23 protein-coding genes are annotated in these 21,333 nt (G+C 43.6%); 2 read left to right on the top strand and 21 right to left on the bottom strand.

Annotated elements, in window-relative coordinates:
- Nucleotides 1–3: 3 nt before the first annotated feature.
- From NSQ50_RS05785 to NSQ50_RS05725, 13 genes are all read right to left on the bottom strand, one after another.
- Nucleotides 4–2,262, bottom strand: coding sequence for a PKD domain-containing protein (locus NSQ50_RS05785; RefSeq protein ID WP_076224692.1), 2,259 nt, complete (start codon nucleotides 2,260–2,262; stop codon nucleotides 4–6).
- 7 nt (nucleotides 2,263–2,269) lie between these two features.
- Nucleotides 2,270–2,920 carry a hypothetical protein gene (locus NSQ50_RS05780; RefSeq protein WP_076224690.1) on the bottom strand — a complete coding sequence of 217 codons (651 nt, stop codon included), beginning with the start codon at nucleotides 2,918–2,920 and terminating at the stop codon, nucleotides 2,270–2,272.
- Between the two features lie 36 nt (nucleotides 2,921–2,956).
- A complete protein-coding gene (locus NSQ50_RS05775; protein ID WP_076224687.1) occupies nucleotides 2,957–3,454 on the bottom strand; it encodes a hypothetical protein in 498 nt (165 codons plus the stop codon).
- Between the two features lie 20 nt (nucleotides 3,455–3,474).
- Entirely contained in the window at nucleotides 3,475–3,855 is a 381-nt protein-coding gene (locus NSQ50_RS05770) for a hypothetical protein (protein WP_076224684.1), read from the bottom strand.
- A 15-nt stretch (nucleotides 3,856–3,870) separates the two neighbouring features.
- Nucleotides 3,871–4,014 carry a hypothetical protein gene (locus tag NSQ50_RS05765; RefSeq protein WP_162636675.1) on the bottom strand — a complete coding sequence of 48 codons (144 nt, stop codon included), beginning with the start codon at nucleotides 4,012–4,014 and terminating at the stop codon, nucleotides 3,871–3,873.
- Between the two features lie 5 nt (nucleotides 4,015–4,019).
- Nucleotides 4,020–4,229 carry a hypothetical protein gene (locus NSQ50_RS05760; protein ID WP_076137569.1) on the bottom strand — a complete coding sequence of 70 codons (210 nt, stop codon included), beginning with the start codon at nucleotides 4,227–4,229 and terminating at the stop codon, nucleotides 4,020–4,022.
- Between the two features lie 57 nt (nucleotides 4,230–4,286).
- Complete coding sequence (locus tag NSQ50_RS05755) at nucleotides 4,287–5,156, bottom strand: hypothetical protein (RefSeq protein WP_036681711.1); 870 nt, start codon at nucleotides 5,154–5,156, stop codon at nucleotides 4,287–4,289.
- An 11-nt stretch (nucleotides 5,157–5,167) separates the two neighbouring features.
- A complete protein-coding gene (locus NSQ50_RS05750) occupies nucleotides 5,168–6,217 on the bottom strand; it encodes a hypothetical protein (protein ID WP_076142342.1) in 1,050 nt (349 codons plus the stop codon).
- A gap of 12 nt (nucleotides 6,218–6,229) precedes the next feature.
- The gene (locus NSQ50_RS05745; protein WP_076142341.1) at nucleotides 6,230–7,675 is read right to left on the bottom strand and encodes an ATPase, T2SS/T4P/T4SS family; all 1,446 of its coding nucleotides are present in this window, start codon (nucleotides 7,673–7,675) and stop codon (nucleotides 6,230–6,232) included.
- Entirely contained in the window at nucleotides 7,672–8,736 is a 1,065-nt protein-coding gene (locus NSQ50_RS05740; protein WP_076224682.1) for a hypothetical protein, read from the bottom strand. The genes NSQ50_RS05745 and NSQ50_RS05740 overlap by 4 nt, the downstream gene beginning before the upstream one ends.
- A 12-nt stretch (nucleotides 8,737–8,748) precedes the next feature.
- On the bottom strand, nucleotides 8,749–9,498 hold the full coding sequence (locus NSQ50_RS05735; RefSeq protein WP_076224679.1) for an SAF domain-containing protein: 750 nt from the start codon (nucleotides 9,496–9,498) through the stop codon (nucleotides 8,749–8,751).
- Nucleotides 9,499–9,673: 175 nt separating this feature from the next.
- Nucleotides 9,674–10,573, bottom strand: coding sequence for a formyltetrahydrofolate deformylase (purU, locus tag NSQ50_RS05730; protein WP_036681703.1), 900 nt, complete (start codon nucleotides 10,571–10,573; stop codon nucleotides 9,674–9,676).
- A 65-nt stretch (nucleotides 10,574–10,638) separates the two neighbouring features.
- Nucleotides 10,639–11,748 carry a deoxyribonuclease IV gene (locus tag NSQ50_RS05725; RefSeq protein ID WP_038569120.1) on the bottom strand — a complete coding sequence of 370 codons (1,110 nt, stop codon included), beginning with the start codon at nucleotides 11,746–11,748 and terminating at the stop codon, nucleotides 10,639–10,641.
- A 172-nt stretch (nucleotides 11,749–11,920) separates the two neighbouring features.
- Here NSQ50_RS05725 and NSQ50_RS05720 point away from each other — a divergent pair, with 172 nt between their 5' ends.
- Both NSQ50_RS05720 and NSQ50_RS05715 read left to right on the top strand, forming a co-directional pair.
- A complete protein-coding gene (locus NSQ50_RS05720) occupies nucleotides 11,921–12,382 on the top strand; it encodes a DUF2621 domain-containing protein (RefSeq protein WP_036681700.1) in 462 nt (153 codons plus the stop codon).
- 39 nt (nucleotides 12,383–12,421) lie between these two features.
- Nucleotides 12,422–13,333 (top strand): TIGR01777 family oxidoreductase, encoded by a 912-nt coding sequence (locus NSQ50_RS05715; protein WP_076224676.1) that lies wholly within the window; start codon nucleotides 12,422–12,424, stop codon nucleotides 13,331–13,333.
- Nucleotides 13,334–13,360: 27 nt separating this feature from the next.
- Here NSQ50_RS05715 and NSQ50_RS05710 read toward each other — a convergent pair whose 3' ends face one another.
- The 8 genes from NSQ50_RS05710 to NSQ50_RS05675 are packed head-to-tail and all read right to left on the bottom strand — an operon-like array spanning nucleotide 13,361 to nucleotide 21,306.
- Nucleotides 13,361–14,938, bottom strand: a complete 1,578-nt coding sequence (locus tag NSQ50_RS05710; RefSeq protein WP_256717085.1) for a DUF6382 domain-containing protein — start codon at nucleotides 14,936–14,938, stop codon at nucleotides 13,361–13,363.
- Between the two features lie 18 nt (nucleotides 14,939–14,956).
- Entirely contained in the window at nucleotides 14,957–15,466 is a 510-nt protein-coding gene (locus tag NSQ50_RS05705; RefSeq protein WP_076099045.1) for an A24 family peptidase, read from the bottom strand.
- 25 nt (nucleotides 15,467–15,491) lie between these two features.
- Nucleotides 15,492–16,472: a TadE/TadG family type IV pilus assembly protein gene (locus NSQ50_RS05700; protein ID WP_076224674.1), complete on the bottom strand. Its 981-nt coding sequence runs from the start codon at nucleotides 16,470–16,472 to the stop codon at nucleotides 15,492–15,494.
- An 18-nt stretch (nucleotides 16,473–16,490) separates the two neighbouring features.
- Nucleotides 16,491–18,719, bottom strand: a complete 2,229-nt coding sequence (locus NSQ50_RS05695; protein ID WP_076224671.1) for a hypothetical protein — start codon at nucleotides 18,717–18,719, stop codon at nucleotides 16,491–16,493.
- 27 nt (nucleotides 18,720–18,746) lie between these two features.
- On the bottom strand, nucleotides 18,747–19,418 hold the full coding sequence (locus NSQ50_RS05690; protein WP_235219464.1) for a TadE family protein: 672 nt from the start codon (nucleotides 19,416–19,418) through the stop codon (nucleotides 18,747–18,749).
- Nucleotides 19,415–19,603, bottom strand: coding sequence for a Flp1 family type IVb pilin (locus NSQ50_RS05685; RefSeq protein ID WP_036681690.1), 189 nt, complete (start codon nucleotides 19,601–19,603; stop codon nucleotides 19,415–19,417). Before NSQ50_RS05685 ends, NSQ50_RS05690 begins: the two co-directional genes overlap by 4 nt.
- Before the next feature lie 13 nt (nucleotides 19,604–19,616).
- Nucleotides 19,617–20,489 carry a type II secretion system F family protein gene (locus NSQ50_RS05680; protein WP_076224668.1) on the bottom strand — a complete coding sequence of 291 codons (873 nt, stop codon included), beginning with the start codon at nucleotides 20,487–20,489 and terminating at the stop codon, nucleotides 19,617–19,619.
- Nucleotides 20,490–20,502: 13 nt separating this feature from the next.
- Nucleotides 20,503–21,306 carry a type II secretion system F family protein gene (locus tag NSQ50_RS05675; RefSeq protein ID WP_076224665.1) on the bottom strand — a complete coding sequence of 268 codons (804 nt, stop codon included), beginning with the start codon at nucleotides 21,304–21,306 and terminating at the stop codon, nucleotides 20,503–20,505.
- Nucleotides 21,307–21,333: the final 27 nt, after the last annotated feature.

Here is a 21,333-nt window from a genome sequence, read left to right as displayed (position 1 = left end):
TCTCTACCATGACCAATCGACATCAGGTGCTTGATTTTTAACCGTAAAGATTCGTTCGATTACATTTTGTGTAGCTTCCGAATCTATGGATTGCCGATCAGCCTGCGTCACAAACTCAGCAATAGTCGGCTGACCAAACTCTTCAAATACAGTTAGTCTTACTTCGTATTTTCCGACTTCCTTTACCTTGAGATTCAAACGATCTAAATTCTCATTGCTAAAAATAGCCCATGGCTCACCTGTAAAACTACCGTTGTTATCTGAATCGTAGCGGTATTCCCAAAGCCTACTAACCACAATATCTTGATCTGGAGAGTAAGACATATCATCTATTGATAGGGTCGCTTGATTACCATCTGAAGGATTACGATACGCAGTTCCAGCCATCGTAAAGTACGCAAAAGGTTTCTGGTCTGGTGCTATATCAAAAGTTGTTTCGTTTCTCGCAGTTAGCCCTAATGTATTCTCCACAAAAATGGTTGCTTTATATTTCCCTGGCTTCTTGAATAGCACATCTTTGCTATATACTCCGTTCAGGGATCCGCTATATTTAATATCAGAATTCGTTCCACCTGATACGGCTGTGATGGTGATTTTAGTCTTAGCATCTACTAACGGATAGTGAGTCGGGCTACTAACGTAACTTTGTATGATAACCTTTCGATTTTGCTTTAATGTACCATCTACCCTGATAGATGCATCTGGTTTTGGCTCGATGACATTGATCTCAGTGCTAGTACTTCCAGTCATTTTGTCATCGTCTATTACAGTCAAAGCAAGTGTTTGTTCCCCCAAATGGTCTTTATCATACCAAAGCGTTCCCCTTGGCAAAGTGCTCAATTCTCCCTTAGCATTAGGCGTATCCCAAAAGTAATCCGTAATATAACCATCAGGGTCATACGACCCTGCTGCACTGGCTACAAACTCTTGTCCTGCTTTTACAGTTTTGGGTGCATTTATAAGAGCTACTGGAGGTTTTAACTCTCTCGGTAGTTCTGGCGGTGATGTAGGACCTGGAAACCCTCCTCCCGGAGGATCTGAGGTTGTATACACTCCTGCTTTGACTGTAAAAGATTCTTTTAACGAGTCGAACTTACTTCTTTTGGTCACGACTTCATTCTTAAATCTCACTACTATACTTAGTTCGTACTCTTGACTGTAGTTACTTTTACCTGCCACTTTCTCCTTTGGAATTACAAATTTGAAAGTTTCGTTTGCCGTTAGGGTTTTGGTATACACCTTTTTTGTCTGGAGTGAACTGTCATTCCCTTTTTCTTTGGCATAAAAAATCCATTCTGAAATGTTCGAAGTATCTTTATAGGATACGAGTTCGCCCTTCAAAGCGATTTTAACTGGCACGTTCTTATTATCAAACTTAATTGGGTTTGGATTAGGTTGTTCTATAATTGCGGAACCTGTGAGTGTAGCTTCATCTGGGAGACCGTATTCAAAGCTGACTGTTCCCCCGTAGCTGTAGGTGGTTACTTTGGCGTCAGCCTTATAATAATAATGTGTGTAAGCATAATATTTCCGACCTTCTGCTTTTCCAGTTAAACCCGTATTATCTTCAGGGTCCCAAGGTACCCCTGCAGGAATCATATAGTTCAAAATAATTCTTCCATTTTTAAACTTTGGATCTTGAGCATAAGAAGATTTCTTAACAACATAAGATTTTATAGTAGATTGAATAATATCTTGAGAATCAATAACTTCCGTCTTCGATCCGTTATACCACTTTAGGTATTCATTTTTTTGAAAAGGTCCTGCAGTTACTACCGTTGTTGGTGGATTCTTAGAGGGATAACCATCTGCAGCAGCTACGTCTTTTGTCTTCATTTGATCTTTGTATTCATCGTACTCGTTGATTTGCCATCTTCTACCGTCTGAGTATAACCATATTGAATTGTATATTTCAGACTCATAAAGCGACTCAAAAGAAGCTCTATAACCCTGAACCTCTTTTATATACTTTTGATTAGATACTCCCTTTAATGTAACCTTAATTTTCCCATTCTCAAGAGAAAGGTTGGTTTTTTCGTTAGATCCACTATATTTAAAAGTACCTGTCTTAACTGATGAACTAGATACTCCACTAGGAAGTTCCAGATAAAAGTCCTTAGCAGCATTGCTTGATCCTTGCAATCCTGTAGTAATAGGAACAGCAACCGAGATCAATTTCATCTCAGCTGCTTCTACTGAAATGGTTGTCATTAGGGAAGTGAGTAGCATAATGCATAGACATGAGATGATTATTTTTTTCATTCCTACTCTACTCCTGTGAGTTGACTACAAATTTCTCGTCAAATTCACCGCCATAGAACAAACGAATAACAAAGTATCTAAAGTCTTCCTCATACAAATAAGCTTGGTAAGTACTTAATTGCTCACCTGGCTTAATGGTGTAGTAATAAAAGGCTTCCTTACTATTTAATTTTTTCACATTAGCTTTGGGCCAAATTGTATCTAATTGAGATTTACCCTGTAAACTTAACGTCCATAATTTCTCACGATCATTCAATGATCTTTTCACAGTGTTTTTGCTGTTATTCTTAATAGTAATTTTAGTCCAAATAAAATACTTTGGGTTACTAACAAGCCCTCCAAAAGAATCATAATCATATTTCTTCACTAGATTTTGTGCATCTTTTGACTTGAAATCATAAATCATAAACTTCTCAAGCGTATAGCTAAGCCCACCTGCCGTAACCGTAACCGGCAACTCCAAATCCTTTTTCAAACCATATTTACTTAAGTTATCCCTCATAATAGGTACTGGTGTAGCAGTAGGTTTTGCTGTAGCTGTTGGTGTAGCCGTGGCTACTGGTGTAACCGCTGCTGCGTTAGTAATCACGTTCTGCCCCAATACCATGCTAAATAACATTGTCGTAGTCAAAGCTGCCCTTACAATGGTCTTCTTCATCACTGAATCTCTCCCTTTTCTTTAATTGGCTTTTTATTACTTATTGAACTTATACTCCTGAACTGCTGGTACCCTGATGGGCTGTTGTGTTTTGGATCTGGAGATCAGAACCGGGTGCTCCGTCTCAATGACGGCAATAACCGAAGGACCTGCGATGTATTTGGTTATGCCATATTCGCTATCCTCGTATAAAAGTGGAAAAGTCACGCCATCGGAATCGTCAATAATATCGAATTTCACAATTTTCACTTGTGTCTTAAAACGACTGCCCCCTTGGGGGGAAAGGCCGCTATCAAGGCCTAGATTGTTCTGTAGGGTTTGCTGAAAAGTATCGTACGCATCTTCGGGATCTATAATCAGACGACCACGAGTCAATTCGGTCTCATCTAATTCCTGTGCGGCATCGTGAACAGCGATATTATTTGCGTCTTTTAACATGCTGCGCAGCTGGTCCCACTCCTGATTCTGGATCTGAAAGAACCAGGAGTAGATAAAGATCAGTAGGACAAATGCCAGCTTAATAATGTAATCCATAAATTACGCTCATCCCTTAGTCAATCGAGATACTCACTCATAATTGATCCATGCCCATAATATCGAGTCGGCTGCGAAACCGTAGAAAAATTATAAGGAAACAGATTTATCCGCGGCGCGGTTACATACACATCAATTCGTTGCTTTCGCTCTTGAACGGTGTCTGTACTGCTAGTAATTTCTATCGAAGCTTCAGCAAATCCAATCGCCTTCAGATTTGAAATTACTTCATTCCGCATAGAAGCTGTAACCATCCCCTCTGTTGCTGCTTTTTGTGTGATATAGGACGTATTAGCTTTGACCTGTAAATCTAGCAGATAATCTATGTAGGAGAAGATAGGCTGCAGGATAATAAACAGGACTAGCCACATGAACAATGCCCGGAGGACGGTCTCCTTCATTAGACACGCCTCCTTCTAATACTGTTCCACTTGCTTAGTATGTGAGATGATATCGTCCTGACTGCTGCCGATCATATGCGTAGCTACCGTGACAAACATCCCCGCAATTACAAAGCCAATGGCCAAAAACATAGCGACGGAAATAGAGTCTTTTTTCATCTGACTTATACCGAAACGTGAGTCATGGACATAGTTAGTGCAGTCTGGCTGGAATCCAGCGGTTGAGTTAGAGATACCCCCGGGATCGTCGGTCTATTATCATCGGCAGCATTAATCACGTCACGCACCAGAGGAATCAAAATGGCAATTACGATGGCCACACACAAAAAACCGATAGCGATAAACAAACCTGTAGAAATAGCATCTTTTTTCATTGTTAATTTCTCCCTTTTTATTTTAGGTTTTAAAAATAAGGTTGAATATACAATTTTTCACTGGAACATGCCGACTCCATTAAAATTTCCTTTGATTAGCAAAATGTACTGCATCGCCATCGCAACGATCATCAAAAAAGTAGCAATCGATGGAATAACATTAATAATCGTCGATAGATCACCGATGAAAGACCATTTTTTTAAATACTGATCGCTGGAGATTTTGGAGATAATCTTGCCTTGTTCACGCAAATAGTTTGCAGCTTCCGTGTCATCATCCATACCTTCTGTAGCCAGTAAAATGGACCGGATGTCATTAATAAAGTGATGGTTATCCGGAAATTTGGCACAAAACCATTCAATCGCCCCCTCCACACCCTCATCTACTGCCCGTTCTGACAGCTCATACAAGTCCTGACGTATATATTGAAAATGTCCCGCTGTACTCCCACAAAAAGCACCAAACTGCACATATCCGCGCTTACGTAGGCGATTATTCTCATAGAGACGAATGAAGGAGATCAACTCGCCATCTTTTTGAATATTCGTCTTTTGGTGAAGCCACGCCAACACCCAACCAAGCGGAAGATAACGCATCGGACTGCTGATTACGAGAATAAGTAGAGCAATTAGAGGGTCATAGAATGAAAAAGGAACAGATCGGATGAAATCGCTGACGACTTGGCTAAATAAATAGATGATTGCCGCTGAATAACGAAATAGCGTAACTTTTCGAGCCGAAATTGATAAACCGCATTCATTCAACAATTGCTGAAATCTATCACTCTGCACGTGTTCACCCAGCGAATTCCACCGGATGCCCAGTCGGACAAGATATCGTTCCTGCTTACTGCTGCTGCTCACAAACACAAGTAATGCGACATACACGATTCCGATCACTGTAATTAGTAGTAATAATCTATCCATAGTTCATCACCTTAGTGGTAGTCCAGTTTGGGCCTGGCAAGAATAGTACTGATCACAAAAGAGATAAAAAGACCGGAGACGATCACCATCAAAAAGGAAAGGCCTACCGTAGTTTCGAACTGTAGTTGGAAATAGACATCGGGCTTCAGCATATACATAAAGGTTCCAACCGTAGATACCAGCACCAGAAGATTCCCATATAAGCCAAGGCTGATCGCATCTCTGCTTCCTGCTTTTACAGTTAAAATCGTCTCTCTCTGCTGCTCCATAGAACGATTCAACAGCATTAGCGAGCTTTTTAAATAACGGGTTCCCTCCTTCTCGGCATAGAGCAAATCTGATATAAACTCTAAAGCGAAGGTGGTGCCAATCGCACTGGAGAATCTCCCTGCCTCCTCAACAAGCTCCTTCTCATTACTGTAATTAGAAAATGCGGCACCAAGCAGCTTCAGAGGACTCTTTAGTACATTTTTATCTGTTAGAAAATCCGCTGTACGATCAAGAATCGAATCTACCGACAAATGAGTGAATTTGGTGGAGATTTTGACTACATCGAGGAGATCGTAGCTTCCATGTACCTTCCGCTGTGCATAGATGTATCTCATACGAAAATAAGGAATCGTCGCAGATATTACAGCTATAAAAAGCGGAAATCTCCACGCCCCCTGAATCGGCTGTCCTTCATTAAAAGTAATCCCCTCCAAAAAGGGATTGTTAAAACTCAACCTTCCAGGGAGCTCACTAAGTGTCAGTAGTCCTGATAAGAAAACCGCAATAAATAAAATAGCTGTACGCATAACAAAACGCATTACGCTAATGCCCGGCTCATACTTTCGGTGTACGAAATAGAGAAGCTTGTCCAGATGGCGGTAGAGCCACAGCCTTTTTTTAACCGAACTAACTCTTTTGCCAAAAATACTCATCTTATGTTTAATTCGAAAATCGACTTTCTGGAATACCTGCCGTAAATGCCTTTCGATGAGCAGTTTGGTGAGTAACCACAGTCCCCACGCAATCCATAAATGAAGGACAAAACGAAAAATATACAATAGTAAATCCATAGCAGCACCTCCTCACTCATTAAGTACTATCTTAGATTTCAAGCTTTCTTTAAGCGGCTGATCCATCGGCTTTGTTGAAGCAAGTCGTCCCAGCTCTTTTTGGACAATCTGCGTAGCCTGCGCATTTTTCTTAGTCATTTTCAGCATCAGATTTTTCGTCAGCTTGTCATTGTAAGACCAACACATTTCCTGCGGCTCCCAGCGCATAAGATCATTAGCAAACACTGAATTTCTATCCTCTTCGTAAAAGATTTCTGATATTCGCGCCAGCCGCTTCTTCCCGTTCGGAACACTCTCCAAAATAAACACCAGCTCGCATGATTTCAGCGCAGAGATTAAATGCCCCTTTAGACTGCCGCCAATTCTTGTGGATACAGCAAATGCACCTTGATAAGGAATGTCCTCCGAATCCACAGTGTGGAAGGTTCCGGTAATCCCGTCGTATCCTTTTTCCCCACTCCACAAATAAAATTCCCACTCGTTATAACGCATCTCTGTCATATACAAAATATTCGGGTCATGCCGCAGCGATTCTACTCCCACCTCCATCAGTTCCTCATTCGCAGCTTGAATTGGAATAATCCGATGGCCTTTAATTTGATACGGTAAAATGGATTCCGGATGTTTCTCAATCATCACTACTCCCATACAGAAGGAAGAGCCAAGCAGTTGCTCACCAACGATCGTATTGGCAAAGGTTGTTTTTCCTGACCCTACAGCACCCGCAATAATGGTATTGCGAAACGTGGACGATAACGCCCGAATAAACTCAACCGCCTCGGCAGGAATACATTCCGTACCCGCTTGATCTTCCAAATCCAGAAATTCCACAACCTGTCGCCGCAGTGATATCGTAGTAAAACCCTCCCAGACCCTAGGTGATACCCAAATCGCAAGCCGAATAAATCTACCTGGCCAAAGCGGATCATCCATTTTGAACTCCACCGAAGGATTATCCTTGTTCAGCTTTTTATTGGGATCACTTTTTAGCAAGGAACGCTTCAGCTGCTCCACCCGATCCAGTGAAGGCATCTCATACGGGTAAGCTATAAACTCACCTTTATGGTTATAAAAAATTTGCTTCCCAATCATTTGTAATCCGGTTGACTCGCTGTATGCACGATCAGTAAACCAACGATACGCTGGTCCAAAACCCTTCCACTCGTGATACAGGGCCTCTGCCGCCGTTCGGTACGCTTCTGGAACCTTTCCAGTAAAAGGTGTTTTTCGTAAGTACTTCTCAATCTCATTCATAAAAAAGCTAACTGCCTGCGGATCGCCAATTAATGCCTTTGCATTTAGCTCGAAGTAAGCGTCATCCTCACGTTCTAACCCTTCGTTCATCTCGGTTTTCATTTTTTGTAAAAAAGCATAAAAATCTTCCTTGCCCGGTTTGCTAGTGCGCAGCACGCTTTGTTTTAGAGAAAAGAGTGGACGACTCGCGAGAGTTTCAATCATAGAAATATCCCTTTCTTTTTGGCCTCTGGCGCTAATCCCATCGACACCAATAGAGAATGTACCTTATCATCCACATGCTGTAGCTCTTTTTTGCCTAGAGGCAAGCTTTCCTGCAAGGGTTGGTAATACGGTAGCTCCAGCAAGATTTCAGTGCCAAATCTAAGGGCCATATTTTTGGACGAAGATATTTCCTCCACATTACTGCGGTTAATGATCAGCTGGAAATCATGCGGACGCAGATCTATATGCCCCGCAAGCTCGAATAGAGGTTCTAATCTGTATTCATGTTTAGGATGAGTGACAATCATACGTAACGACGACTTTTGCATACCGACATACCACGCAGCACTCTCGGGAATTGAACCGAAATCAGCAATAACCACATCCGCATTTGCTCCAGCTCTAGCCAAGAAATATTCGATCTCCTCCTCCAGATAATCCTGGACACTTAAGTAGTCGTAATTCCCCGGTAGATACAAATAGCCATCCTGCCTAATCAATTGCTCGAAATCTTCATCATGAATCATCTTCCCTGTAAGCTTGGGGCGCAGTTTGTCTAGACTGATCGTAGCTTTGCGCTCATACCCGGGATCATATAGATCCAAACCAAGTACAAGAACACGTAGACCTGCCTCAGCAATTCGTCTTGCAAACAGCTTCGCCACACTTGTGCAACCAATGCCTGGACCTGAGCCAAAAAAACCAACCAAATTGCTCCGTTCCTCCCCATCCTCTTCCAGGATAAAACGAATCTTCTCTATCACTGCTGACGAGGTAGAACGAGGAGGAATAAAATATAGACCTAAGCTTTCACATAACATATGCACAGCTTGATAGCCCCGAATTCCCTTTTGCAGATACAAATACAGGATCATAGAGCTTGGATATTTGTATCGCAGCTCGCTAAGCGCTTGAACAGGTACCTGGTCACTAGTAACCATTAACATATGACCTTCGGTATGCGCCGGATCGGGATACACGTTTTGTGTAACTACATTAAATCCCGCGTTTTTGATATCATTAATCGTTAACTGATCTATGCCCAGACTAAATATTTTCAAGGCAATCTCCCCCTACTCTACCCGTACGATCCACAGCTTTTTGCCCTGCTCCAAAAATTTCCCTAGCCTTTGACCCTCATTTTTCTTCAGCTTCAATTCTGGTGTCGCCACCTTGCCAGTAGAAGTGAATCGGTTATTGTTGTTACCTTTCTCAGAATCCTGCACATCATTATTGTCTTCTGTTCGCACATAGTTCACGGTAACTCCAGATAAGAAGATCTCTTTAGTAGGATCGCTAAGCCAGCTTTGTTCTTTCACCTGCTCCTCGTTTTCTTTTTCCCCTGTATTTGAAACGAGCGCCTCTCGCTGCTTCTCTCGATCACCTTCTACAAGATAAATGTCTACCTTATCCCGGCTTCGCAACGAACCATTAATGGCATAGATGGCCTCCTTCGGAATAGGAAATATACCTTCATCCCGCAAAGGCTCTAAATCACTAACATCCACCAGTGATGCTGTCAAAATACTACCGTTAGTCAGATTCACATTCGTAATTTTGTACTCCACTTGTGCGATTTCCGTAATTACACCAGAGGGTATGTCCTTGGTCTGAACAGAATCCAGATATAAATCACTTGCTTTCAGCTCATAATTTTTAGGTAGAGACTCCCCAGCTCGCACCTTAACTTTGACCACGGTTTGGGAAAGCACGTAGGGCTTGAAATAGAGATCATAACCTAGCAATCCCCCGAATCCAGTAATCAAAATGAGACTTGCGAAAAAATAATTACGTTTTAACAAACGTCCCCGCTGTAACGCCAAACCTTCCACCTCCTTAACTACATGATTTTTGAGAACGACAAAAAGCACCTTGGCATAAATAGCCAAGCTGCTGGTAAAATGCTTTTTTACCTGATAGAGATTTAGTGAACTATTAAATTAAAGGATTCCGGTGAAAGCCCTCGGGCATAACCGTTGCTTTCACCGGAGAATACCTTTATTTAAATACTACAGTTTTATTCTGATGGACGAGAATCCGGTCTTCGATATGCCATTTCACCGCACGAGCCAGAACAACACGTTCAATGGTACGTCCAATCCGTTTCAGCTCAATAACATCATCACTGTGGCTTACCCGCTGTACATCCTGTTCAATAATCGGTCCACCGTCTAGTTCTTCAGTAACATAGTGAGCAGTTGCCCCGATAATTTTCACCCCACGTTGATACGCTTGGGCGTATGGATTGCCGCCAATAAAGGCAGGCAGGAAAGAGTGATGAATATTAATGATCTGATGGCGATAATGCTCAATAAAGGACGGCGAGATAATCTGCATATACCGTGCCAATATAATAACATCGATATCGTCTCCGATGACCTCTAACTGGCGTTTTTCTGCTTCAGCCTTAGTATCCGCTGTGACTGGAATATGATGAAATGGAATGCCAAACGACTCGACATAAGATTTCATATCCAAATGGTTACTAACGACGAGGGCAATATCGGCATCGAGATCGCCCGCTTGCCACTGCCAGAGCAGTTCAACAAGACAATGGTCTTCTTTAGAGACGAATATGGCAAGTTTCTTCTTATGACGAACATTAAAGATCTTCCAGTCCATCTTAAAACGCTCCGCCACTCCGCCAAATTGAGAGCGAATCTCTTCCAGACGATCGCCTAATTCAGGTAGGTCAAACTCGACTCTCATAAAGAACATTCCACCATCTGGATCCATCGTATACTGATCCGACTGCACAATATTTGCGCCATGCTGATACAGAAAGTGTGATACAGCCGCCACAATTCCCGGTCCGTCAGGACAGGAAATGAGCATACGTGCCCGGTTGGAATAATGCTCGACACCTGACGAATTGTTTCTTTTTACGTGTAATTCCATGACCCTCTTCCCATCCTCTCATCTACATACGCAATCTGAAGTATAGCTTAAGCGTTCACGAGCACTTATTTGCCTGCTAACCAAGCAATTAAGCGATGATTAATAGCTTCCTCGCTTAGCTGCGGGAACAGCTGGGCAGCGACAACTTCATCGTATAGACGCTCCAGTGGTTCACGTGGATCAGCTTTTTTAGCTTTGGCATCGTTCTTCAGCAGCTCCCAGACATTAAGTACATATTGACGGGAATCGATCTCCTGCTTGGCAAAAAATTCACGTAATGTTTCAACATCCTGCACGAATTCCGCTCCAAATCGTTCAGCTACATTACCACGCAGCAAAGCGATCTCCACCTCATACATCGGACGTTGTGTCTTAGCATCTTTACCAATCCATGGGGTCTCCAGAATGAAAGGAAGACCTTCCAGCTTTTCATGGTGTACGATTTTGTTAATCGTATCAAAGCCAATCCAACCCGAGCCAATTGGAGTGTGACGGTCTTTGCGAGCGCCACATGGATTTTTACTGTCATTAATGTGGATTACACCAAGACGGTTCAATCCGATAGTCTCATCAAATTTGTTGAGAACACCGTCCAAATCATTAACGATATCATAGCCAGCATCATGAATGTGGCAAGTATCAAGACAGACCGACAGACGTTCGTTATGTTCGACCTTAGCAATAATAGAAGCGATTTCTTCAAAACTGCGGCCGATCTCTGTTCCCTTACCAGCCATAGTTTCTAAAGCGATATGCACTTCCGTTTCGTTCGTGCCTCCAAGCACCTCATTCAGACCATCTGCAATCCGCTGAATACCATATTCAGCATCTTTATCAGTGAACGCACCTGGATGTAATACAATATGCTTGACCTCAAGTGCATGCGTACGGCGAATTTCCTCTTGCAGGAAATCAACAGCCAGTTGATACGTATTCTCTTTATAGGAAGCGAGATTAATAATGTAAGGTGCATGGACAACAATCTCCTCTACACCATTCTCTTTCATAACCTGCTTCCCTTCGTTGGGATACATGGCATCAATCGGCTTGCGGCGCGTATTCTGCGGCGCTCCTGTATATATCATAAACGAGCTGGAACCATACTCATTTGCTTCATTTGCTGCGGTCAAAAGACCCTTGTCCGAGCAAGACACGTGTGAACCTATTTTCAGCATACTTCTTCCCTCTTTCCTTCACGAATTAACCCCTATTCTACCGTGATCGGAAAAATAAATCTAGACGAGGCCAATATGCCGGGTTCTGCTTCGCAAAACTTTGGAAATAAGCTATACTTTAATATGAGAATAATTCGTGTGAGAATCCTCATTGCCAAAAGGTGGTGTATGCATGTTTATCCAATCAGGACTTGGTTTATTATCCACACCGAGCAATTGGTTTATGAACTCTATCGCTTTCTGGACATTTATGCTGCTTGGTTCCATGTGTATCGGCGGTTTTTTTATGTTCCGCAAATTCCTAAAGGTCCTGCCCAAAGCTGATGGAAAGTCAAAGCTAGACTGGCAAAATTACTGGGTGGAACGTAGCCGCCCGCTCTGGAGTGACGAAACAAAGGCCTTTTTGGACCAGCTTGTTCAACCTGTACCTGGGCCATTTCGTGATATTGCGAAGCATTCTATTGCTGCCGAGATCGGAAAAATCGCAGTCGAGAGCAATGCAAAAGAAGTTACTCGCGATCACTGTATTAAAGGTTACATAGTTGCCACACCGCGGCGCGATAACCGTTTTCTTGTCAATTTTCTCGAAAAGAATAAAATCGATTACTCTGCTTACCAGCATTTGTTTAAGTAATTTTTAATGAATTGTACGATTTAGAACGGAGGCCCTCCTTTGAAATATGTGATATGTGGCGGCACCGGTTTTATAGGTAGCGAACTAGCAAAATACTGGCTGCAAGCAGGTAATGAAGTTGCTATTGTAGGTCGGAATTTACCAAAAGACGCAACAACAATTCATCCTAAGCTGAGTTACCACACCTGGGACAGTCTAGGTTCTAATCCCGCTCCAGTGGAAAATGCAGCTGCCCTAATTAATCTCGCCGGAGCTTCCCTTAGCCAGCGCTGGAGTCCAAGTCGCAAAAAAGCGATTATGCAGTCCCGACTTGCAACCGTTTCCGCAGCAGCTAAGTTAGTAGATCAAATGAAGCAAAAGCCTTCCGTAATCATTCAGGCTTCCGCCGTGGCGATTTACGGTACCTCTTTAGAGGATACTTTTAATGAGTCCTCATCAGCCCAGGTCATGGATTTCCCTTCAGAAGTAGTTAAGACATGGGAAGAAGCTTCAGATGAAACCTACCATGATATCCGCGTGGTCAAGCTGCGTACCGGAGTTGTGCTCGGCAATGAGAGCGGAGCATTCCCCAAAATGAAGCTGCCTTATTTATTAGGTTTTGGCGGAAACATTGGCTCTGGAAAGCAGTGGCTCTCTTGGATCCATCTGACGGATATCGTCCGTCTAATTGATTTCTGTACGCAAAATCCAACGATTAACGGACCTGTTAATGCGACTGCTCCACATCCGGTAACGAACGAAGAGTTCGGCAGAACGATTGGCAAAGTCTACAAACGGCCGCACTGGTTCCCTTTGCCAGCCTTCCTGTTAAAAACAGCAGCCGGAGAATTATCCGAAATCTTACTCAAAGGTCAGCGCGTCCTGCCCGCAGCGGCATTAAATCATGGCTTTGACTTTACCTTCCCTACACTTCAAGTCGCTTTAGATGATTTGAAAAAACAAAAATTATAGAGCCACATTCATCGTTAGAACTCACCTTCATACTGTATGGAATGTGTAGCTTCCTTTTACAATTTTAAATGTGGTCCCCTCTGTTAGTGGATACTCTTTATATGGGACCATGGCTTCACCTTGAAAAAGCGTTCCATTTCTGGAGTCAAGATCCTTCAGAATATATCCGCTGGTGCTTCTAGATATCTCAGCGTGTACTCTAGAGGCGCCTTCTGATCTTTCCACATATTGAGCCACCTCTGCCGATCGGCCGATAATGAAGCTAGTTCGATTTAACTCGATCATCTCTGCCTCTTCGCCCTCCTCACCGCTTCTTTGGAGATAAGGAATACTCCGATCCAGCTTTTCGATTTGTCGTCCTTGCTCAGGCGGTTTCTCCTGTGATAATAAGGTTGTTGGAGCTATTGCTTCTGGTGCTTTAACAGAACTTTGTTCCTCTGCTAGTGATTCATAACGTGTCGCCGGAACGCTAGCTGCTGAATCCGAGGATTGCGGAGTTATCTTTGGAATTGTTGCTGGAGAACGCGTAGAAGTCACAGGGTTCCTGCCAAAATTCCACTCCAATTCTTTTCGACTCGGATTACAGTTAGTATCTTCAGAATCCTCACCCAGGCCATCAACATCTTCTTTACCAACCTTTAGCCTTCCGCTCCAAACCATCCAGCTTAAAACAGCCAATACAATCGTCACAACTCCACAGACGGCAAGCCATAACGGCTTGGGACTATCCAAATATAGAAACTTCCACAGTAGTGCATCGCCTAATAGAAACCCTAGCACTATATAGGTTCTTGAGCTTGAGGCTTGTGGATTCGTTACCTGCTCATCCTCCAAGCTTAGAGACAGGCTCTCCTCCTCTTTTATCTTAAGATTAGGATAGCTGCTGATCCAAGGAGTAGCAGTCGGCTGCAGCTCCAATTCCTTATCTTCGCGATGCTCATATATTTTTCTTAATGGTGGAGCTGCTGCCTCTTTCACTAGATATTCTTTTACGCCTTCATGAAGCTGTCTTTCAGGTGTAACGGGCTCTCTTTCTGTCAGCAACTCTGATAAAAGAATCTTTAAGCCAGCTGGAGTAAATCCCTCTTCACTGCAATATTGCAATAGTCTTTGTACACCACTGCCAGTAAGCTCTGTGATAGATGCCATTAACACCATAATCAGTGTCTTGAGTGACTCTCCAAGCTTTGAACCAGACTTATTTTCCTGAATGGGTATGTAGGTTAGGTATACTTTACCGCTCTGTAACGACCCTTCAATAAAAATGTAATCTGCATGCAAAGCATACTGTTCCGCCCGCAGCATATATAACCTGCCATCTTCCATGCCTTGGGCAATTTGCAGCAATAACCCGAAAAACGAGTTCATACTTAGCTTCTCTCCTTTGAGTAGATGACTAAGCATTTTTTTGCGTAAAACAGCGTATTCCATAGTAACCTTCATATCTATTTCTCTAAGTAACAGCCTCAAATGATGAGGAATGTCGGTGTTCATCAGCATGCGTGCCTGAATCAAATTAAGCTTCTCCGCAGGTATTCCTTCGGGTTCACCAAGGATCATATATATACCATCCTGTTGTATAAAATCATGGGTTAATCCGAACAACAAACATCAGCTCCCGAACTAAAAGTATAGATAAGCGCATATGGAACCAGGGATAACAGCCAGCATGAAAGGGAATTTCAACAGTTCACTATCGTTATTTTTTAATAGTAACGGGCTCTTCCATAAAATGAATCCAGAAATTCTGCTGATGATCTTACGCGAACGACTGATCGCCTCCCGTCTCTTTAAAACAATTAGCCAGCCTATTAAAGCTCCAAATAGTACGGAGTACATCACGACTTGCAGCGTAAAAAACATCCCTGTCCACGCGCCGATTCCAGCAAAAAGCTTAACATCCCCCGCGCCAACCGCCCCTATTAAATGCATGATCAGAAGGACTGTAAATCCTACAGCAGCTCCCCCGAAAGCCCTCAGCAGTCCATGCCAGCTATTTATCACCCCTTGTGCGAGCAGACCAGTGAAAAAGCCTGACAAGGTGATCCAGTTTGGTATTCTCATCGACTTTAAATCTGTAATCAGTGCCGCTGCTAAAAACGGTAGACATCCCCAAAATGCCCACTCTGCCATTTATTACACTCCTTTTTCCACCCTTTCACTTCACTACTGTGAACATAACCTCAACAGATCTACCGTCATCCAGTTGTATAACAAACGGCCACGAGCCCGGTGTGGTATTTACGCCAATTTTCCATTCCCACTCGATATATCCATCTGCATCCGCTTGTTTCCAGCCTAAATATTTGGCAGTACTGCCTCCGCTCTTATAAAAGACTGACAAGCTGGCAGAAACATCCGGCGGTATTCTGGCACGAACCTTGCCTTGCTTATTCGCTACAGCCGGGTTCGGCTTTTCTAAGATTTCAATGAATTCTTCTGGTTGGCCAGTACCGTTCCCCTCCTTGGTTGTGCCTTCTCCTGTATCCCCGATCCAGAGACGTTCAACAGCACTTGCTTCTAATACAATACTTTGGTTTAGAAAAGGGACTTTCATCGGCAGCTTATAACTAACCACTAGCCCAAGGTATGGATAAGTACCCTCTTTTAGCTCCGGCACCATAACATTGGATACATGAATTCGCTCATAATCCAGTAAATCTGATGTCAGGTATGGTTTCAATAAAGGTTTGATCGCAAGATCAAGTACACTTTCACTGGTCTCTGCCTGAAGCTTCTGCAACGGTCCCTCACCACTTTCTAAAGCGGACATAACCCACTCATTTAACGGATTGGGTAAAGACTCAGCATAACTATTGCCCCAATCAGTAAGTGACAATCGAGGAATAGTCCAATTCAGGCCAGCAGAATGATCACTGTCATCCCACCCTGAATCATCACTTAATTCGCTGGATGTTCCCCATTTCTGCACCGCCAAAGCCGCAGGATACATATGAGTTGAAATAGACTTTACAGTGTCTGATGCTGTACTTTGCAAAGCTGTCGAATACAAGGTCATCTGTACGATAGATATCAGGAACAGGACGAATAGCAGGAAGAACGGAAGAATCATCGCCGCTTCTACTACCATGCTACCTTCTTCCTTGTCCTCCCCTCTGATTCCATACCCATCCCCCATCTCCTTACCAACCTCCCGCTAATAAGAATAATCAGCTTTTACTGCCCTCAGATACTTATTCCCTTGTACATCTCCCGGAAAACCAGCAGTATAATTCAACATTTTAACTACACCTGGCAGAAACCATAACTGCATTTGGAGCTTAATGTCCGATGATACATAGGTGTTTCTTTCCTCTGGATTTATTCCTGTGTTCAGTTGAATCAGAGCCAGCATCCGCGATAGCTGCACTTCCCCGCCTCCATGCATTATCATGAACAGTCGCAGATGATCACGGTAAGTCAGCTGCGCCGGCATATATTTAGATAAAGGAATCGCATCCTTCTCACAAAGCTGCAACATATCCTGAATGGCATGCTGGATTCCATACAACAGTGCCGCCGCTAGAACAGCCAGTGGATTTCCCAAGGTTGCCTTCTCTATAAAACCTTCCATCGTGCGAATGGACAACCTCATCGCGAATATTTCGGCATAGGCTGCAGCCACATTACCCGCGGGATTATGAAATCCGTATAAAATGTATTCCAGCTCCTGAGCGCGAGGATCAAGCTGATCTGTGAGCTCACTAGTGTCTTCCAGAGAATTCAGTGCCAGACTAGCTAACTTTGAAACATCAAAATGCTGAAAATAAAGCGCGGAATACTCCGTTTGAAAAAGCCTGTCTCTAGCGCCCCCCATAATGCCACTCATTGCTGCATAAATCCCGTCAATATCCTTCATCGCCGAACTTCCAGCAGCATAGGGATCTGAGGATACTTCAGATTTATCAGAGGATTGAGACTCCAATCCGTTGTTAAATGAAACATTGTCCTCATAAAATTGATGAAGGATTTGATAACGTTCCATCGAAGCTGCCGCTCCGCTACCTAGCATTCTAATCTTGTCCAGCAGTGCTCTAACCTCGCCCAGCTTGGATTTAGCTTCCCACTCTACTTGCTTACGTGCTTTATCCGAGCTGCGATGCTGTTCAAGAAAAGCCAAATCACTAGCGATTACACTTCCCTTCTTACCGTATTTTTTATAATAGTTGTCCACTACATGCGAAGCCCCTAGAACAGAGGAAATCATTTGGTAGGAATCGCCGTTGACTCCCAAAGCTTCCTGCAGCTCTGCTGACAATCCTGTTACCGTCGGTTCAATGGATTCGTACACACTTTGTTGCATAAATAAACTATTCTCCATACTACTAATGTCAGCCGAAGAGAGGATCAAGGCATCTTCCTGTTCATGCAGCTTTTTAAGTGGCTCAGCACTTATTTCCCCTGAACTTCCCGGAATATCCCAGTCTTTAGCAGGATCGTCCGCCAGATTTACGCCACTTATTCGGGAAGCTGCCAAAACATCTCTCATCTCGTCATTCAATTGCTGCGCCTTGTTTAACGCATCCTTCGCTTCCTCCATTGATTGTCCATGTTCTTCACGAAAGGTTGTTAATAAGGCTGGGAGCCGCGATAACATTTCTGAAGTTCGGCTCTGATAAAGTGCCAACTGATAAGTGTACTTTGCAGGCTTTTTACTATCACGATACAGATCGTCGTAATATTTCCCGAGATAGTCACTATACTGTGCTGGTATATCCGCGGCTGCTTGCATGCTTCCGAGCGAATGGGCCGAGATAGAATCCCCGGGCGGATTCATAATCCATAGCAGTATTCTTCTTCCACTCTCCGCCGCTTGGCTTCTCCTCTCTAACATTAGATCCAAATTCTCTTCACGTTCATCATATAAAGGTTGCAGCTTACTAAGTAATTCGGTAGCTCTTGAGGCCTCTGCCATTACGCCTGACAGCGGTTTGAATTTACCTGCCAGCTCCAAGGCGAAATCTACCGGAGCCTTATACTTCATCTCTTCCAGTATTTGATGACGAAAAACATCATAACTTCCCAGCGGCCGGCTCCATTCCAAGGAGGAGGATTCCAGTGCAAAGGGTAAGAGATTGAACGTATCCCCCCGCCCACTTTTATGCAAATTTTCGTTGAGCACTTTGGACAGCAGCATATCTCCATTGCTATCACCAAATGCAAACAAACCGTACTTCTCTCGTAATTCAACATGATATGAAGACATAACAGAGCGGACACTGGCTCTCGCTAATCGTTCCTCCTGAACGTTGAACGCAGCAATTCGCGCATAATCAATCAGCACAGCAGTAAAAAGAAAGACGAAAGCCAGCACCATGATTAGAAAAATTGTAACTGAGCCTTCTGTTTTGCCCTTAGCAGGACAACCGGTAAATTTACTTTTCATTAAAACCCCCTCCCTTGGGCAGAGATTTTACTTATCCTGAAGCTTGGTCAGCATAGCAGAAGCATCCTTCTTATCCATGTAAACTGCTGATCCACTGCCCTCAGGGCCCCCTTTAAATTTAGCTCCGAAATAACGCATCAGGTCGACCGTACGAATAAACTCAACAGGCTCAACAATGATAGACTGGGCTTCAACAGTTGGTTTAGCCTCATCCGATAGAACCTTATCAAGCACAGGTAAGCTCAGCAGACGGTTTAACTCAGCACTTACTCTCCGTCCTGTAAGGCTGTGAGCATAACGCATAGTTCCTGGCATATTGTCCGGAATCATGGTAGACGAATGGCCCAGTTTAAGCACTGGCAAATCACCCTTATCTGATACTTCACCGGGCAACTCTATTGTCACGCCAGCACTGCCAGCTTCTGCACCGAATAATGAGGCTAGCAAGGCATCATCCCCAATTCTCCAATAAAGGGAGTCATACTCACCAGCCATGTAAGAACCAGAGACCTCCTTGTGACTGTTGTCCCAGTTGTAAGCCGCCCGCTCAGTAGCTCCTGAGGCCACTTGCAACAGCATGGACTTCTGATAGCTATACAAGCAAAAAAACAAAAGAAGCATCGTAATAAACATGACGATCGGCAACAGAAGTGAAGCTTCAATGGTAAAGCTGCCTTGATCACCCTTAAGCTTGTTCAATCGAATACTTCCTGGCTCTTTTCACCCGCCGTTTTAATTAAGGCTTCTACTACCTCTTGAATTTTGTCCTTAAACAAAAGAACAACCGCAATCAAGACAGCAATAATCAAAATCATCTCCAAAGTTCCTAAACCTTCCTCGTCTTCCCAAAAGTTCTTCATACTGTCCAACATTGTTGATACCATCAGCTTCAGCCTCCTACATTTTTAACATCAAAAATGCTGGCGTTCCCACCAGTACAATTACTATTAAAAAGATAACTACCATCGGGAAAACTAATTTGGAGGATGCCTGCTCTCCGCGCGTCCGGCTAAGTGCCTTTCGTTTATCCCACAGCATCCGCGACAGATCACGTAGCGATAGCACAAAATCCGCTCCACCTCTGCGATAATTCAGCAGAACTGTCGTTGTGAATACCGATATCTCCTGCACAGCGCATCTCTTGCTGAAATTTTCAAACGCCTGCTGGAAGGAATATCCGCCCTCCCATTCACTAGTCATAATCATTAGCTCCTTATACAGAGGATGATTCGTATCCCCCCGGTGGCTTTCCACACAGCGAATAATAGCTCGTTGCACGGTCTCTCCTGCGCCAACCAACAACACAATACTGTTCAGCAGCTCTGGCAATTCGAGCATAATACTCTGCTCCCTTACCCTCACCTTTTTGTGCAGATCACTGACCATAGCGGTTGGTAGAGCAATTGCCAAAAAAGCACCCAATATCATACCTGCCTGTTCGCCACTAAATGCTGTGATCAAGCTTCCACCTACAAGCAACAGCCAGCTGTAACTTATCATCTCACCCATGAACAGCAGGGTCCGCTCTGCGCTATAACGCATCCCATAACTGCGCTGTAGAGAACGCTGAATTCTGAACAGCAGTGAGGGAAACCGACTGGCGATACCACTCTTCTCAATAAGCAGTAATAACGGTTCGCCTAACTTCCGAAGCCGTAATCCTTCCATAGGAAGACTGCGTAACGCGACATATCTGTTGCCGCATTGAATTCGCAGTAGAACCCAGACTATCAGCAAAATAACAGTAACCACCGCACATAGCCAGCGCATGTTTTCACCCCCTTCACAGTGGAATGTCCATTATTTTAGTAGTCCAGAGATAACATAGGAATAAAGCAACAAGCGCTATTGTCGATATGGCTATACCCGCTCCTGTATACATAGGTTGCATATATTCTCCAGCCGTCAAACTCATAAACATCACCATGATCAGCGGAGATATCAGCAGTGCCTTAGCCTCAAATTTCTTCTGAGCAATACTTACAGCAATATCCTGCTGAATATCCAGCTTCTCACCGATAATCGTTGATGTACGGCGCACCACTTCTACAAGATCACCACCAGTACGTTTACAGACCGAGAACACATCCGCGAATCGCTCGATGTCCTCCATTCCCGCTCTTTCACTAAAGTTCCGCAGCGCTTCTTCCACAGGCTGTCCATATTCCATGCGTGCACAGATAATGTTTAACTCGGAGATCATATCACTGCTTCCCTCCGGGTCGAGCATACGTAAATCCTGAACCGCCTCTCGGAATGCATTCTCCACCGAACGCCCAGCTGAAAGGGAGGAAGAAAGCGAAAATAACGTCTGCTTAAATTGTAAATTCAGTGCATTTCGACGTCTTTTCAGCAAATAGTTACGCAGCATACGCGGGGCATAAGCTCCGCATGGCATAAGCAGCAACGACAGCAGCCAATGATGATAAAAAAGATATCCAATTCCATACATCAGCAGTCCACCTGCAGTAAGGGTCAGAATCCTCTGCAGCAAGGTCAATTCGTATACCTTATAATCTGGCAACAAAGAAGGACCATCAGGATCCGCTTCTACAGGCTTTGCAGCAACAAATTTAAACTTAAGCATGACCTCCCCCCTTCTGGAATTTTGAAT

Source organism: Paenibacillus sp. FSL R10-2788 (genome assembly GCF_038003885.1).
Lineage (GTDB): Bacteria > Bacillota > Bacilli > Paenibacillales > Paenibacillaceae > Paenibacillus_AQ > Paenibacillus_AQ odorifer.
The sequence above is the reverse complement of the archived record's forward strand: the minus strand, read 5'-3'. Positions and strand labels throughout refer to the sequence as shown.